This is a genomic window from Type-A symbiont of Plautia stali, from assembly GCF_059731155.1.
In genome coordinates, this window is record NZ_AP035893.1 from 23,335 (window position 1) to 38,220 (window position 14,886).

At 47.2% G+C, this 14,886-nt stretch carries 12 protein-coding genes and 6 pseudogenes; 8 read left to right on the plus strand and 10 right to left on the minus strand.

Features of this window, described 5'->3' with window-relative positions:
- The first annotated feature begins 1 nt into the window (after position 1).
- Positions 2 to 2,216: pseudogene (gene trbC, locus AC6I8M_RS22210) on the plus strand (F-type conjugative transfer protein TrbC).
- 251 nt (positions 2,217 to 2,467) lie between these two features.
- Here trbC and AC6I8M_RS22215 read toward each other — a convergent pair.
- Both AC6I8M_RS22215 and AC6I8M_RS22220 read right to left on the minus strand, forming a co-directional pair.
- Positions 2,468 to 2,814: pseudogene (locus AC6I8M_RS22215) on the minus strand (transposase); the annotation flags it as partial.
- Between the two features lie 33 nt (positions 2,815 to 2,847).
- Positions 2,848 to 2,997: pseudogene (locus AC6I8M_RS22220) on the minus strand (transposase); the annotation flags it as partial.
- A gap of 279 nt (positions 2,998 to 3,276) precedes the next feature.
- Between AC6I8M_RS22220 and AC6I8M_RS22225 the strand changes: the two are divergent.
- The 7 genes from AC6I8M_RS22225 (at position 3,277) to AC6I8M_RS22255 (ending at position 8,901) form a co-directional block, all read left to right on the plus strand.
- On the plus strand, positions 3,277 to 3,657 hold the full coding sequence (locus AC6I8M_RS22225; protein WP_022537121.1) for an MFS transporter: 381 nt from the start codon (positions 3,277 to 3,279) through the stop codon (positions 3,655 to 3,657).
- Between the two features lie 438 nt (positions 3,658 to 4,095).
- Complete coding sequence (locus AC6I8M_RS22230) at positions 4,096 to 4,425, plus strand: hypothetical protein (protein ID WP_022537120.1); 330 nt, start codon at positions 4,096 to 4,098, stop codon at positions 4,423 to 4,425.
- Complete coding sequence (locus AC6I8M_RS22235; RefSeq protein WP_022537119.1) at positions 4,415 to 5,392, plus strand: LysR family transcriptional regulator; 978 nt, start codon at positions 4,415 to 4,417, stop codon at positions 5,390 to 5,392. The genes AC6I8M_RS22230 and AC6I8M_RS22235 overlap by 11 nt, the downstream gene beginning before the upstream one ends.
- A gap of 61 nt (positions 5,393 to 5,453) precedes the next feature.
- Positions 5,454 to 6,428, plus strand: coding sequence for a Gfo/Idh/MocA family protein (locus AC6I8M_RS22240; protein ID WP_010618526.1), 975 nt, complete (start codon positions 5,454 to 5,456; stop codon positions 6,426 to 6,428).
- A 1-nt stretch (position 6,429) separates the two neighbouring features.
- On the plus strand, positions 6,430 to 7,629 hold the full coding sequence (locus AC6I8M_RS22245; protein WP_010618525.1) for a DegT/DnrJ/EryC1/StrS family aminotransferase: 1,200 nt from the start codon (positions 6,430 to 6,432) through the stop codon (positions 7,627 to 7,629).
- Entirely contained in the window at positions 7,626 to 8,057 is a 432-nt protein-coding gene (locus AC6I8M_RS22250) for an NUDIX domain-containing protein (protein ID WP_010618524.1), read from the plus strand. Before AC6I8M_RS22245 ends, AC6I8M_RS22250 begins: the two co-directional genes overlap by 4 nt.
- A gap of 49 nt (positions 8,058 to 8,106) precedes the next feature.
- On the plus strand, positions 8,107 to 8,901 hold the full coding sequence (locus AC6I8M_RS22255; RefSeq protein ID WP_498013904.1) for an inositol monophosphatase family protein: 795 nt from the start codon (positions 8,107 to 8,109) through the stop codon (positions 8,899 to 8,901).
- Between the two features lie 66 nt (positions 8,902 to 8,967).
- Here AC6I8M_RS22255 and AC6I8M_RS22260 read toward each other — a convergent pair.
- From AC6I8M_RS22260 to AC6I8M_RS22295, 8 genes and pseudogenes are all read right to left on the minus strand, one after another.
- Positions 8,968 to 9,664: pseudogene (locus AC6I8M_RS22260) on the minus strand (IS5 family transposase).
- A 37-nt stretch (positions 9,665 to 9,701) separates the two neighbouring features.
- A complete protein-coding gene (locus AC6I8M_RS22265; protein WP_022537118.1) occupies positions 9,702 to 10,562 on the minus strand; it encodes an IS3 family transposase in 861 nt (286 codons plus the stop codon).
- A 388-nt stretch (positions 10,563 to 10,950) separates the two neighbouring features.
- A pseudogene (locus tag AC6I8M_RS22270) lies at positions 10,951 to 11,361 on the minus strand (antirestriction protein); the annotation flags it as partial.
- A gap of 386 nt (positions 11,362 to 11,747) precedes the next feature.
- Positions 11,748 to 11,921, minus strand: a complete 174-nt coding sequence (locus AC6I8M_RS22275; RefSeq protein ID WP_010618613.1) for a hypothetical protein — start codon at positions 11,919 to 11,921, stop codon at positions 11,748 to 11,750.
- 92 nt (positions 11,922 to 12,013) lie between these two features.
- Complete coding sequence (locus tag AC6I8M_RS22280) at positions 12,014 to 12,442, minus strand: DUF1380 family protein (RefSeq protein WP_010618611.1); 429 nt, start codon at positions 12,440 to 12,442, stop codon at positions 12,014 to 12,016.
- A gap of 49 nt (positions 12,443 to 12,491) precedes the next feature.
- Complete coding sequence (locus tag AC6I8M_RS22285; protein ID WP_010618610.1) at positions 12,492 to 12,713, minus strand: YubE family protein; 222 nt, start codon at positions 12,711 to 12,713, stop codon at positions 12,492 to 12,494.
- Positions 12,710 to 13,392: pseudogene (locus AC6I8M_RS22290) on the minus strand (DNA methylase). The gene AC6I8M_RS22285 and the pseudogene AC6I8M_RS22290 overlap by 4 nt, the downstream one beginning before the upstream one ends.
- A gap of 370 nt (positions 13,393 to 13,762) precedes the next feature.
- Positions 13,763 to 14,098 (minus strand): hypothetical protein, encoded by a 336-nt coding sequence (locus AC6I8M_RS22295; protein WP_010618608.1) that lies wholly within the window; start codon positions 14,096 to 14,098, stop codon positions 13,763 to 13,765.
- Positions 14,099 to 14,886 lie beyond the last annotated feature (788 nt).

The following is a 14,886-nucleotide window of genomic DNA, read 5'->3' on the forward strand; positions in this document are numbered from 1 at the left end:
CATGCAGAACACCTCCGTCAATCAGGCGATGATAAACCGCACCGCCCGGGGATCACCATTCCTTGAACTGATGTGTGATCACCTGCTGTATGCCGTGATGATGATCGGCTGTATGGTGGCGGGATTTATCTGGCCACTGACCACGCCGATATGCCTGTTGCTGGCCATCGTCGCCAGCATCAGCTTCAGTACCCACCGCTGGCGTATGCCGATGCGCATGCCCCTTTACCTCGGTAAAGTGGATCCGTCGGAAGACCGCAAGGTTCGCCGCAGCCTGTTTCGGACCTTCCCCTCGTTGTTTCAGTATGAAACCCGGCAGGAACGCACCGGCCGCGGGATTTTTTATCTCGGCTACCAGCGGCTCCGTGACACGGGGCGCGAACTCTGGCTCACTCTTGACGACCTGACCCGTCACGTCATGTTCTTCGCCGGCACCGGCGGCGGAAAAACCGAAACCATCTACGCCTGGATGCTGAATTCGTTCTGCTGGGGCCGGGGCTTCACCTTTGTCGACGGCAAGGCACAGAACGACACGGCAAGGACTGTCTGGTATCTGGCCCTCCGCTTTGGCCGGGAAGACTGCGTGGAGTTCATTAACTTCATGACCGGCGGGATGTCACGCAGTGAGATTATCCATAAGGGCGACAAAAGCCGCCCCAGTCCAATACCTTCAATCCGTTTGGTCTCAGTACGGAGGCCTTTATCGCTGAAACCATGCAGTCCATGCTGCCCACCAATGTTCAGGGGGGCGAATGGCAGTCCAGGGCTATCGCCATGAATAAGGCGCTGGTTTTTGGCACTAAATTCTGGTGTGTGCGGGAAAACAAGACCATGTCGCTGCAGTTGCTGCGCGAGTTTATGCCGCTGGAAAAACTGGCCGAACTGTACTGCAGGGCCGTGGATGATCAGTGGCCGGAAGAAGCGGTCTCCCCGCTCTATAACTAACTCGTGGATGTACCGGGCTTTGACATAGCGCTGGTCCGTACGCCGTCAGTCTGGACAGAAGAGCCACGTAAGCAGCACAGCTATCTTACAGGTCAGTTTCTGGAGACATTCAGTACCTTTACGGAGACCTTTGGCGATATCTTTGCGGAAGATGCGGGAGATATCGATATCCGCGACTCCATTCACAGCGACCGCATCCTGCTGACGCTGATCCCGGCCATGAACACCTCCCAGCACACCACCTCTGCACTGTGACGCATGTTTATCACCCAGCAGAGTATGATCCTGGCCCGTGACCTCGGCTACCGTTTGGAAGGGCTGGATTCCGAAGCGCTTGAGATAACGAAATACAAGGGGACTTACCCCTACATCAGCTACCTGGATGAAGTCGGCGCCTTTTACACCGAACGCATTGCCGTTCAGGCCACCCAGGTGCGTTCGCTGGATTTTGCGCTGATCATGATGAGACGGGACCAGGAGCGTATTGAGAGCCAGACTTCTGCCGCCAACTTTGCCACGCTGATGCAGAACGCCGGCACGAAGATCGCCGGTAAAATCGTCAGCGACGATAAAACTGCGCAGACCATCAGTAATGCCGCCGGGAAAGAAGCCCGGGCTAATATGGTCAGCCTGCAGCGCCGTGATGGCGTGATCGGAACGTCCTGGATTGACGGCGACCACATCAACATTCAGATGGAGAACAAAATCAACGTACAGGATCTGATGAAGCTGCAGCTCGGGGAGAACTACACGGTGTTTCAGGGAGACCCGGTTCCTGGAGCCTCGTTCTATATCGAGCCGAAGGAGAAAACCTGCAAGACCCCGCTGGTCATCAACCGCTATATCACCGTCAGTCCGCCAAAACTGGAGCGATTGCGTAAACTGGTGCCCCGTACGGCACAGCGCCGCCTGCCAACACCCGAGAATGTCAGCAGGTTATCGGCGTACTGACGGAAAAACCGTCCCGGCGCTGTAAAAAGGCAGACTCCGCCCCCTGGAAAGTGATCGACACCTTCCAGCAACGGCTGGCAAACCGCCAAGAGGCGCACAACCTGCTGACAGGTTATGACATGGATTTTGCCGGACGTGAAAAAAATCTATGGGAAGAGGCGCTGGATATCATCCGCACGACCATCATGGCCGAACGTACCATTCGCTATGTCACGCTGAGTCAGCAAAGTGATACTGCTAAACATCAGCTTGATGATGCGCCAGCCTCAGACGTCATGCTTAAAAATCTGTCGTTGCCTCTCCACGGAGCATTAACATAGCCCCGCCACAGACGTTGGATGAATCACTCCCCATTAGCATGGAATGGCCTGAATGAGGGGAATGGCTATGAACCGAACGACATCAGATTGACGTCCTTGACGAACAGCACCTTGTAGCCGATGTCACGATTGAAGGCGGCACGGATTTTCTTGTCCGCGTGCATCGTGTTGGCGAGATGGTCGACCAGGTAGTCCAGCGTGATCTCGATGGTCAACTTGCACGAACGCTTCTGGAGATCGTCGTACTCGGTATCCAGTTTTCGTCGTCCATCCCGGCTGGTTTTTTCATTTGATTTAAAAGGAATGACTGCTTTAATTCCTCTTTTTTTCAGACAGTAACGCAGATTTTTTCCTGAGTATCCTTTATCTGCCAGCACGGCTTTTGGACGCGATTTCAGGTGCCCGCTTTTACGGATTACGCCAACCCGGTTGAGTAGCATTTCCGCATATTGACTCTTATGCGCCTGTCCGCCGCTAAGGCAAAAAACTAATGGCAGTCCTGTTCCGTCTGTCGGCAGATGGATTTTGGTGCCAAAGTCGTCCCGTGAGCGACCCAACCCATGATCGTCGGATTCATCTGGATATTTTTTTCGCACCCGCCGCCGATTTTAATGCTAGGCAAATCCCTCTAGGGAGCGCCTGAGCAAAGCACCCAGAATATGCAATTCATAACCTGTCTGTGGGAAAAATAAGGACGACCACCTCTGTAGGTTCCTCTTTCAGGTGGGAGCATGGTGGAAATCAGTGCCCATGCTTCATCAGGGAAATCGTATCGGGCCAACGTAGAATGCTTTCTGTAGTAAGTACATGCATCTTATTGTACAAAAAACAGTTACGGGACACAGCTTAGATTAATTTTATTAAATGAGAAATGAGAGGAATTCATAATAAAACCCCAGAGTATCATTATGAGTGCAAAGTTATAAAAACCTTACTTTAGGAGAGGATTATATGTTCGGTAAGGTGTTTCTAAATTGGAAACGCATGAATTCCTGAATGATGTATTGTAATGGTTGAATCGATGCATTAAGGTGTTTCGCGTTAAAGGAGTGATTAGCAAATGAATAAAAAATTAAATATAGTAACCGGCTTACTGGTGATGCTTTATCCATTAGGATTAGACTTATATTTAGTAGCTGCTCCTGAGATGTCAGTTTTTTTACACACTAACGAAAAAGAAGTAGGATCGTTTTTTTGTGTTTATTTAATTGGCGTGGCAATTAGTTTAGTCATAGCAGGTAAGTGTTCAGATATTTATGGAAGCAGATGTGCCTGCGTTTTTGGTTGCATTGTAATTTTTTTAGCATCTTTGTATTGCACTAGCATTTCAGAAGGGGAGTTAAATAACTTTCTTTGGACAAGGTTTTGGAAGCGGAATATGTTATATCACAGCTCAATCCTTGGTCAGGAAGAATTATCTCACCAGGGATTTAAGAATTAGAGCCTTATGCAAGGCTAAATGGGATTTCTTGTACAGTCTCTATTATAGCCCCCAGTCTTGGGGCTCTGCTAATCACGAAGGGCTGGCAACTAATTTTTTATTTATCTCTTTTTTTCTGCAATTTTATTAGCATTGTCCTGCTATTTAATTGCTCAAAAAAATGAGCGACGATTGGTAGCAGGGGCAGGCCGAGGATATTTTAGCTTGAGCTTTATCACTATGATGATACTATCCTCCATTAGTCTTGGTTGCGTATTTTTTTATGTAAGCTCAAGTATCATTGATACTTATTGATAAGTTAAATGTAAAAGTATGGGACATACGCAGTATGGATGGGAACGTTAGCTTTATTTAGCGTATGCACATCTTTGTTTTTATCACGGTAACGGAAAATATTTTCCGACTTTCTTTTATTAAGAGGATCGGCGCTTTTAATGTTTGCAACAGGTACTTATTATTATTTACCTGAACAACTATGAAAGCTTGACGCTATATCTTATTGTATTTTCTTTGATAAGTATTATTAATGCGGTAACATTCTCAATTAGTTTAGGTTACGCACTCGAACCATTTGGTGATAATATTGGGGAAGCTGCAGGTATTCTCCATACAGTGCAATTACTATTTACTAGTATCGTTATTTTATTTTCATCACGGACCGGTGTCAACGTTGGGAAAAGCTTAGTCTATTTTTTAGCGATGGGTGGCTTAACTTCACTTATGGCTATACAATATCACCAATGGATTTTTAATAAAAATGGTGATTGAAATGGTCTATTTTTTAAAAGGTTTAGATTTTAAGACACTTGAAATCTTCTCAATTATTTATGCGGAAAGATCTGTAAGAGGGGCGTCAAAAAGACTTGGTGTCACACCCTCAACTATATCAAAGAATTTAGCAAAATTAAGATCTTGGTATGATGATGAGATTTTTGTTCAAACACCAAATGAATTGATACCTACTCCATTTTCAGATCAATTATATCCAATGATCGAAGATTTGCTGTCTACTGCAAAATTCATCAGCCAAATGAAAAACATTCCAGATTGGAATGGGCAAAAAATTAATTTAATAATGGAAGAGCATTTTCTAACGGTTTCGCTTAAAAGCATATCATCAGACTTACACAAACTAATGAATGCCAGTTGCTTGGATATTAAAATATCTAACTGGAATTATAATTCGATGTCAGAAATAATACATGGCGAATCTGATGTCGGGGTGTGTGGATTAGAATCATGCTTAGATTCAAGATATCACCCAGATAAATTACCAGTTAATATATGTTATGAAATTCTTTTTCGAGATGTGCCATCTGTATATGTACATAAAGGGCATCCTATTTTATCTGAGGAATGGTGTTTTGACACTTTTATCAAACATGAACATATAGGTGTGTCCTGGGAAAACAAAAAAGAATGGGTTCTCGACACATGCTTAAATCAGATTGGTTATAAAAGAAAAATAACATTAGTTGTTGATAACTTTATACATGCTGTTCAGTTAGCATCAAATCTCGAGGAACACCGAATTGCGATAGCGCCAACCTATTGCTGGCCATATATAATTAATAATTTCGGAAATATGGTTAAGCTGGAAATTCCTCTTGCTGAGGATATTCTTAAAAGAATCGAGGTACTGTATGTAATACTTTATCATAAGCGCATGAAAAATACAATTAAAAATAAAATGATAAGAAGTTGCATACATAGTTCGTTTAATTCTCATTGTTGATTTAAATACATGGGCTTGCTTTTATTTAGTTCATATTTTTCCATAAGACAAGGAATATACGATGAAAGTTGCCGTTATTGGATGTGGGAGTATTGTACTGAAGGAACACATACCTGCAATGGTTTCATTAGGAATTAAAGTTCATGCTTTGTGCGATATATCTTCAGATAATATTGAGAGTGCACAAAAAGCTCTTAATTATAAAGTTCCAGCTTACACATGCTACAAATCATTAATTGAGGATATTCAGCCAGATACCTTAGTGGTTGCTTTACCTCATAATATGTATGATGAAGTATTAACATATTGCAGTGATTACTCTTTGAAAATAATCAAAGAAAAGCCGTTTGCACTCAATTTAATGCAGGCGAAAATATTTAGCGACTTTTCTCGCCGTAAAAGTTTTAAAATATTTACTGTTTGTCAGAAGAGATATACGCCTGCCTATGAGTTACTTAAGAATGAGATGCGTGAGTCAGGCGAAAAAATTTCACAGCTAACGATTAGATATACAATTCCCAGTAAAAATCCTAATGCCAACTGGAGAAGTAATTTTTCAACATCAGGAGGTGGTGTTTGGTTGGATATGGGATATCACGTTATGGATATCGTAAATTATCTGTTCGATGGTAAAGATGTAACCATCAATCACGCCAGACTAATAAATTCATCGGAAGGTGATTACAATGTCGATGATATGGCTTTTGTCGAGCTCGAGTGCGATGGCGTAATTATCTTCGCATATATCTCTTGTATCGAAATTGAAAAGCATGAAGACATTACTGCTTATGGGAAAAATAAAATATTTCATGCAAATAATAAAAGCGTCACCATTAAAAACAAAAAACAAGAGGTTATTAATTATCTCGAAGTTGAACCAATCTCACCATTTGTGAGGATGTATCAAGATTTCCTTTTTGACAGCGGTGAGGCAGGGTTTGAAAGGAATTTAAGTAATTCAATGTCACTCATGCGTGTTTTGGAAATGGCAGTTAAGAACAGTAACTTTATTTTTTCGCATAAAGGAGATAAATAATATGCATTCACAATACTCTACATTCTCGCACCCCAAAATTTCTAATGAAATAAAAGATAGTGTGCAAAATCAGCTTCTTGAGGACATATCCATCTATGATAATGGGGGGATCTATGAGCGTCTTGAAGGGGAGTTCAAAAAGAAGTTCAACGTAGAAAATGCCATCGCAGTTAATTCAGGTACAACTGCTTTATTCTCTATGTTCTACGGTGCCGGAATTGCACATGGGGATGAGGTCATTGTTCCAAGTTATACTTTTTTTGCAACTTGTGCACCTCTTCATCAACTTGGGGCTGAGCTGAAATTTGCCGACTGCGGAGATAATGGTAATGTGGACCCTAAGGCGGTTGAGGCCTTGATTACCAGTAAAACAAAGGCTGTGGTGGTTACCCACATGTGGGGTATTCCATGTGATATGGATGAACTCATGGATATCTGTAAACGCCATAACTTGCTACTCCTTGAGGACAGCTCACATGCCCACGGTGCAACTTGGGATGGTAAGATGATTGGTAGCTTCAGTGATGGCTCTGCATGGAGTTTCCAGGGTAAAAAGATCCTCACATCAGGAGAAGGTGGCTTCTTTGCGACAAAACACCGTAGAGTGTATGAAAGAGCCGTTCTCGTTGGGCATTTTAACAAACGTGCAAAAAAAGAAGTTCATGACGAAGATTTGAAAGATTTTGCTATTACCGGTACCGGTCTGAATTTGCGTATGCATCCTCTTGGAGCTGCTGTTGTTATGCCGCAGATGGCTCATTTTGAGCAAATGATGGAGGAAAAACGAGAAACAGCAATGCTGATGAAAAAAGGCATTGAAGCAATCGATGGTTTGAAAGTCGCACGTATTCCTGACAAGGCCAATCCAGCTTGGTACGCATTGCCAGTCATGTTTGATGAGAGTAAATTTACAGTTAATCTCCACGCGTTTGTCAAAAAAATGAATGAACTAGGTGCTGTAGAAGCCGATATTCCGGGATCGACCTGTCCAATTAATGGCTATTTCTTATTCCACTCTCCGCATAAAATATCGCAAGACTATTCTGAGAAGGTGCGTGTTGAAAAGGAGCATTTTGTGAATGCTATTAAGTTCCATAATAGCATGTTCAAATTAGATGTTTGGTATGGTGAAGAGCGCTATGGCTTTATTAATAACTATTTATCCATTATTAATTCTGTTGCGGAGTTATATAGAAAATGATTGAGCGTTTAGTTCCTCATGATATATTGGATTCTCTGGATAATTATGATCGAATTGTAGTCGGTGGTATTATCAGCGTTGCCGGAGATGGAAAGGAGGTGCTTTTTTTAAAACGCTCTAAGCATGAATTTATGCCTGACGTCTGGGAAATACCTTCAGGTGGTATTGAAGAGGGCGAGTGCATGCTACAAGCGCTAAAGCGAGAAATTAAAGAAGAGACTAATCTAGAGGTGTTTGATGTCGTAGATTTTGTAAGTGCCGTTGATTATCTTGCCAAGGATAATAAATGCTTACAATTAAATTTCAATGTACGCTGCAGGGGTATTGTGCAGCTAAGTAATGAGCATTCGGAATTTACATTCACAACGATAGACTATTTCATAAATAATCTTGACGACTTTATGCATAGAGTTATCAAACCTGGTTGAGCTGGTTTGCTGGACCATAGTATATGGTCCAGCCTATCTTGGAGATAATATGTTAGAGATTGCTTTGGAAACGGTAAAAATGATACGTCCTCACACGATTGAGGCATTTGAAAGTGCAAAGACTTTTCATATCAAAGCCGATAAATCACTGGTGACTCAAACTGATATTTTTGTAGAAAGAAAAATTAGACAGTTTCTCATATCTAAATCTCCTGACATAGAGATAATGGGTGAGGAATTTGGCTCAAAAATTCATGAGCGTTTTACGACAGGTTGGATCATTGATCCAATTGATGGTACGAGAGCATTTCTATATGGAGTTCCTCTTTTTAGCACGCTCATATCTTATGTTGAAAATAATGAGCCAATCATAGGCGTGATTTCATTTCCTGCCTTGAATCAGATATTTTATGCATCGAAAAATGGTGGCTTCTGGTTACAAAATGGAGATGACAAACCGATAAGGATATTGGCGGGATCGGCAAAAAATATCAATTTGGCGAGTGCCGTAGTCTCAACTTCGGGTATTCACAGTACGACATTTGACAGCCGAGAGGGCACAAAAGCCTATCATTTATCTAAGGTGATTAAATCAGCAAGAGATGTTGTGTTTATCAATGACTGCTATCAGCATGTTATGGTTGCTATGGGCCGTATTGACGCAGCGATTGATACTCTTATGAAGCCCTGGGATATCGCGGCTTTAGTTCCCTGCATGAGAGAGGCAGGTATAATCTGTGCCAATATAAATGGTACCGATACTGATTTATTAAACGGAGGCAGCCTGCTCACGGCTTCATCAAAATCGCTTTTGGATGAGTTAGTTGTTCATTTAAACGGGTAGAAAATACTCAAAGGCCATAAGATTCCCTAAGTAATATGCATGAAGTGGTCAACTAGGCTGTGTCCCTTAATTACATAACCTTTTGTAAAACAGCCGGATGCATCCCAGTTTCACCATCGCCAGATAATTCCTCGCCGTTTTGTCGTAACGTGTGGCAATGCGGCGGTATTCTTTTGTCCGGAGTGGGCTTTGTCAGCCAGCACTGCATGGCCACGACGCTTCATGCTGCCGTTCCGGCGCTGAACACCAATACCGTCCAGAAGACGTTGTGCAAACTGGCTTTCGTGAGCCTGACCGGGACTCAGTACGATATTTAACGGCAGACCGCTTCCGTCTGTCGCCAGATGGATTTTGGTGCCAAAACCACCGCGAGAGCGACCCAGCCCATTATCTCCGGCGGTATCGGAATGTTTTTTTGCGCCCCGGCGGCGCACCTGAGTGCCCGGATATTGCTGCCATCCAGCGCAGTTGCGGACCAGTCAGCGAGACCATGAGCATCAAGAGAAGAAAGTAACCTGTTGAAAATAATGTTAATCACTCCCGATTTAGACCATCGATTAAAACGGTTATAAACGGTCTTCCATGGGCCATATCGCTCAGGCAAATAGCGCCATGGTGCGCCTGAACACAGCACCCAGAACATGCCGTTGATGATCATACGATGTTCAGCCCATGGACGTCCGGCCCGTGGTGTTGCTGGTTCAGCAGGTAATAAGGGCTGGATGATAGTCCATGCTTCATCGGGATGGTCGTAGCGAGCCATAGTTCAGTGTGTTGTGGAAACAGGTAGTTACTATATCTCAGGTGATTAAGGGACACAGCCTAAAACTGGCCACCGCTTTAGAGTTTTTCCAGTATCGGTTTTCCGATTCGTTTGGGGGTAACCCACCGTTATAGTCATGCGGCCTTAGCGAACTGTAATATCCGACGATATAGTCTGTGATCGCATGTGCAGCTTCGCTAAAGTTTATATAACCTGTCACTGGCACCCACTCGTTTTTCAGACTTCTGAAGAAGCGTTCCATCGGGCTGTTGTCCCAACAGTTTCCACGTCGGATCATACTCTGCCTGATCCGGCAACGCCACAGTAACTGCCTGCTTGTATAGTGGCTACCCTGGTCACTGTGGAACATCGCTCCGGCTGGTTTACCGCGAGTTTCCCACGCCATTTCCTGCGCTTTGATGGTCAGCCTGCTGTCCGGTGAGAATGACATTGCCCAGCCTACCGGTTTCCTTGCCAACAGATCGAGAACAACAGCGAGGTAAGCCCAACGCCTGCCTGTCCAGATGTACGTCACATCGCCGCACCACACCTGATTAGGCTCTGTCACTGCGAACTGTCGCTCAAGGCGATTCGGGATAACGATGTGTTCATGACCACCACGTTTATACCGGTGGGTAGCCTTTTTTAATATGTCGTTTTCCATTTCAATACGTTGTAGCTTTTTCTTCAGCTCGCGTATTTCAATCTGTTCCGGGGTTATAGGGGAGGCTTTAGGTATTTTGCCCTGTCGTTCATCCCGCAACTGTTTTCCCCATCGCGTCATGGTAGAAAGACCCACATCCATAGCATTGGCCGCAGCTGCAACGGTGTAGTTCTGATCAAGGACCAGTTGAGCGGCTTCGCGTTTAAACTCTGCGCTGAAATTTCTTTTTTTCATTATGGCACCTGTGTTGTTCTGAGGTGAGCATATCACCTCTGTTCAGGTGGCCAAATTTAGTGTGCCACTTCAATCACCGGAATGTCGGTTGCTTTAATGCCCTGGTTCGCCAGCTCTTTGTAGAACGGCACGTCGGATCCCCTCCAGCATGTCCCTCAATCTGTCTTCATCGAAGCTGCACGACATATATTCGTCCGGGATACAGGAAAGCAATTCGTGCGCGATACTGTCCGGCAACTCCAGTTCATCACACAATGCCCTGACCCGCTCCACGGTACAGATAATGACAGCGATTTTACTGGCGGGATCGTGCTCTCTCAGCAGGGTTTCCGTAATGTCCTGAACGGTTGCATACATCATGTTTTTCTCTCTTTAAATGTGTTCCGGGGCGCAGGATAAGATCGCGCTCCGGATGTGTTTCAACAAATGCCATCAGTTGGTCGTAGCGTTCGAGGAAGTGGCCGCAGAGTTCTTCCTCATCATGATGGCTGTACATCCAGCAACGGTGATTCAGCACCATCGCGGTGATAAAAATCCCGGCGGCATCGGCGGACATCTCCTTCTCAAACCAGTTATCCGGGTTCCACACTTTTACACGCTCCACATCCGGCGCCAGATAGCCGCCCCCATCAGGCAGGGTGTAAAACAGCCATTCCGCCCCGTCATAATCCTGAATGTAACGATCGGCATAGGTGTAGATGTTCATTTCAGCCCGGACAAAATCATTACTGAAAAGGCCAGGAAGAAAGGACAAACGGGCATCACGAGTCACCAGTACAGCATCGGTCAGGGTTTGCATAGCAGCCTCCACGGTTACATAGTTCACGGTTCCGGCATTCGCCGTGCCGACACGACAGCCCTGCGACCAGTCAGGGATGCCAGGGAGGCTTCAAAGCCGCAGCGCAGCAAACGGAGGACGGGAGCTGGACGGTGAGCACGCGAAAAATGAGCGGGCGAACGACGGGAAGATAACGGCCGGAGAGCAGCGAGAACGGGTGCAGAAGTCAGCGTCAGCGGCCCTTGCATCCCTTACAGTAGGGCTAAAGTTGAGGCACGGCGATTGCCGTCGCGATACCGGTGGCGGAGGGGTTTTTATCCACGGCCGGCCTGCCCTGCCAGAAAAAGCGGAGTGTCACGACATCCTTTTCGCTGTGAGGAGACCGCGCCGGCGGCCTCCTTACAGGGTCAGTAAATCACCGGAGAAAAGGGAATACCGGTCAGTACCACCTGATATCCGCATTCGGGGATGGCAGCAGCCAGCGGCCAGCCGTTCTGCATCCAGACGATGACGGTTTCGTGCGGACTCTGCATCACCATCGCACTGGCCGCCTCCGGCGGCGTAAACGTATCCGGCTGCACCTAGTGTTCCGCGCACCGCAGGATATAGCAGAACACATCCGTTAACTGGTGCACCGTCAGCGCTGCATCCGCTTGCTCCGGTAAATACGGGGTCATAGTGCTACCCCTCCGGCCATATGCTGCCTCAGGATAACAATATCCTCACGCGCGCGGCGGATGCTGTCCGGTACGGTATGACCAGCATCCCAGGCCTCGCTCTCCTGTGCGGTCAGGTCACGATCCAGCCTGGTGAGCAGCCGGGCGAGAACTGTACCGGGTACATTCACTTTCCGGGTCGCCTCCTCACGATGCTGTTGCAGCAGCCCCCGGGCCGTATCGAGGGTTACACCATATAGCCGGTATTCATCCATCGGGATCCGTCCTATGGCGACCATAACGGCATGGATCTCTTCATCCGTGGGTTTTAAACCGTTGCAGGCCGCTTCGGTGCCCCCTTCCGTCCATAACAGCAGTGCCAACGGCTCATCAGGCGTGAACATCCGTGCCAGCTTCTCACATAGTTCTTCGCAGGTTCCGTACATCGTTTTCTCCGTTATTCGTTGTGGCCGGGCAGTCGCCCGGCCATACGTATCAGTCTTTAAAACTCTCATCCAGCACCAGGATTTCTTTGTAAGCCTCCAGAAATCCGGCATTAATACGTCGTAGTGTCTGACCGGCCAGGCGTTCCATCAGTAAAGGGGCCTGGTAGCTGTAGCAGGACTCCAGTCGGTTCAGCGTGGCGCGTAAATCGCACATACTGTTCGCCAGCGCCGCAACGTCCTTACGTAACTGGCTGGTTTCGTTCTCCGTCATGCGGCCTCCCGCCAGAAATCATCATTCGCGGCCGGTTGCAGCATCACGCGACGCACGGCTTCCAGGCGTTGCTGACCGGCAGCGTGATACTTGTGCCATCAGTTCGATCCCGATATACCGGCGCCCGGCCTGTGCGGCCGCCACGCAGGTGGAGCCAGAACCTGCAAAGGGATCAAGGACAATGGCGCCTGGCGATGTGAGTTATTCGATTAACGGTTGCAGGCTTGTGACCGGTTTTTCTGTCGGGTGGTGGCAGTTGCCGGAATACTTCCAGTCCTGAACGTCCGGCAGCGGGTTTGCCGGCAGTGGCGGGCGGCCTTTTGCCAGAATGTAGGCGCATTCATGGGTGTAGCCGACGTAAGCGGATTTTGACGCGTAGGTTTTCGCAAACACCAAGTGGCCGACAATGGAAAAGCACGCCGCCTTCCAGGCGTTCACAAAGCGGTCAACGCGGTTCCACCCGTAAAAACTCACCATGAGCGCGTCCTTTTTCAGGACGCGGTACATCTCATTGCAGGCCGGCTGTAGCCATTCATCGGTTTTATCGCCGGCGAGCGTGCGACCGGAACGATCCCTGAAGCCAACAAGGTACGGGGGATCGGTGAGGATGAAATCTACGGCGTTATCCGGATAAGCCGGCCATAATACGGACGCAATCGTCCTGGATGAATCGGGACATAGTCACACTCCTGAGGTTACATGGGGGACAGGAGGTGGCGGGTACGGCCACCGTTCCCTGCTGCCCGTAGCCTCAACGCCCCGCACGGCAACGGGTCAGGCCGACCGTGGAATACCGAGTGCTGGTCTGTTACGGCACGAGGATATGCCGCGAAAGCGGCTTGAAGGGCGAGCCTTATATGCGAGTGACTGGCTCAAAATATCAGGTGCGCCAGGCATGAGCGGAAAAAACGCCCGTCCCGTGACCGCCGGGCGGGGCACGATGGCTACGGGCAGTGGATATCCCTCCGCGTAGCGGAATAATAAAGGAGCGTAGCGACATCATCAGATGGATGACTGGGCACCAGATCCTCACCTGATGCCCTATTCACTCAACGGTATGCGTCCTCCCAAGGATACCCGGAACCATCCCTGATGCTCAGGCTATTCAGATCACCACTGACCCTCCACATATCCAGAAACTTTAACCCTGTAAGGACGTCGACTTCACGTTCATCCAGCAGAGTGATCCCACTGAACCATACGGTAGCGGCCAGGAACGTCCAGTAGCACCCCTCATCCTCTCCGGACATCACATCTTTCCACCATGTTCTGCCCATCCGGCACGCAGCCAGTTCAGCCATCTGCAGATTGTCTGCCCGCAGCAGCAGATGGGTCTGGGTCTCAGTGCCGGCGATATCGAGGATGTAGTTAATCAGCCAGTACATCGCGCGCCTCCAGGATTTCGTCAATTGCCCACTGGAGGAAGTCCCAGTTAAAACCCACACTTGCATCGTGACAGCGACTGGCCAGAGCCATCGCAGTGTCAATCTCCGCCTCATCGAGCGAGGGTTCCAGTTGCAGGAAGTCATCAGCCAGCCAGAACGTGCCGCAGCATTATGCTTCATCGGGGTACCGGGACAAGCGTTCTTTCAGCGCCCGGACTGTCATTTCTCGTTTCATACTCTTCTCCCGGCGGGGTTTCCCCCGCCCTCCCTGTTCACATAAATGCGGCACAGTGTTGTGCCGTGAGCAAAACGCAGACGAGCGAAAAGCGGAGGGGGCAAGGGCGTGAAAGGAAGCCGCAGCGCAAACGTGTTGTGGGCTGAATGCTCCACAACGCGTGCGAACGGGTGACTGAACGGCATCGCTTTACCCTTGAACATGATACGGCCCTGCTAAAGTTAGCTCACGGCATCTGAAATTACACATGAAGGAATGCCGAATAATTCATCTTCTGAAGATATGAACCAGAAAACAAAATTGAGGAACGAAGTGACGTCCTTTATATCCAACATTTATATTTCTTGAGATCATCTTGACAAGACATCTATGGGCTGGAAGTAAGAATGCGAAAATAACTGATTTGAATACCCTAGCTTAGATACATACAATTTTTCCCATAATTTTCTGTTTTCATGCTGTAGTTACTGTTCATAATGATGAGTTAACATTTCTTAATCGCCAGAGTTCCACCGGACTCTCTGCACCGAACCGGAAACGTTTAACCCCCTTA

Excerpts from the sequence above, each read along its gene's own strand:
- AC6I8M_RS22280 (WP_010618611.1), bottom strand. The coding sequence starts at position 12,442 with ATGTACGGAACCTGCGAAGAACTATGTGAGAAGCTGGCACGGATGTTC.
- AC6I8M_RS22245 (WP_010618525.1), top strand. The coding sequence starts at position 6,430 with ATGCATTCACAATACTCTACATTCTCGCACCCCAAAATTTCTAATGAA.
- AC6I8M_RS22255 (WP_498013904.1), top strand. The coding sequence starts at position 8,107 with ATGTTAGAGATTGCTTTGGAAACGGTAAAAATGATACGTCCTCACACG.
- AC6I8M_RS22295 (WP_010618608.1), bottom strand. The coding sequence starts at position 14,098 with ATGTACTGGCTGATTAACTACATCCTCGATATCGCCGGCACTGAGACC.
- AC6I8M_RS22265 (WP_022537118.1), bottom strand. The coding sequence starts at position 10,562 with ATGAAAAAAAGAAATTTCAGCGCAGAGTTTAAACGCGAAGCCGCTCAA.
- AC6I8M_RS22240 (WP_010618526.1), top strand. The coding sequence starts at position 5,454 with ATGAAAGTTGCCGTTATTGGATGTGGGAGTATTGTACTGAAGGAACAC.
- AC6I8M_RS22225 (WP_022537121.1), top strand. The coding sequence starts at position 3,277 with ATGAATAAAAAATTAAATATAGTAACCGGCTTACTGGTGATGCTTTAT.
- AC6I8M_RS22285 (WP_010618610.1), bottom strand. The coding sequence starts at position 12,713 with ATGACGGAGAACGAAACCAGCCAGTTACGTAAGGACGTTGCGGCGCTG.
- AC6I8M_RS22235 (WP_022537119.1), top strand. The coding sequence starts at position 4,415 with ATGGTGATTGAAATGGTCTATTTTTTAAAAGGTTTAGATTTTAAGACA.
- AC6I8M_RS22250 (WP_010618524.1), top strand. The coding sequence starts at position 7,626 with ATGATTGAGCGTTTAGTTCCTCATGATATATTGGATTCTCTGGATAAT.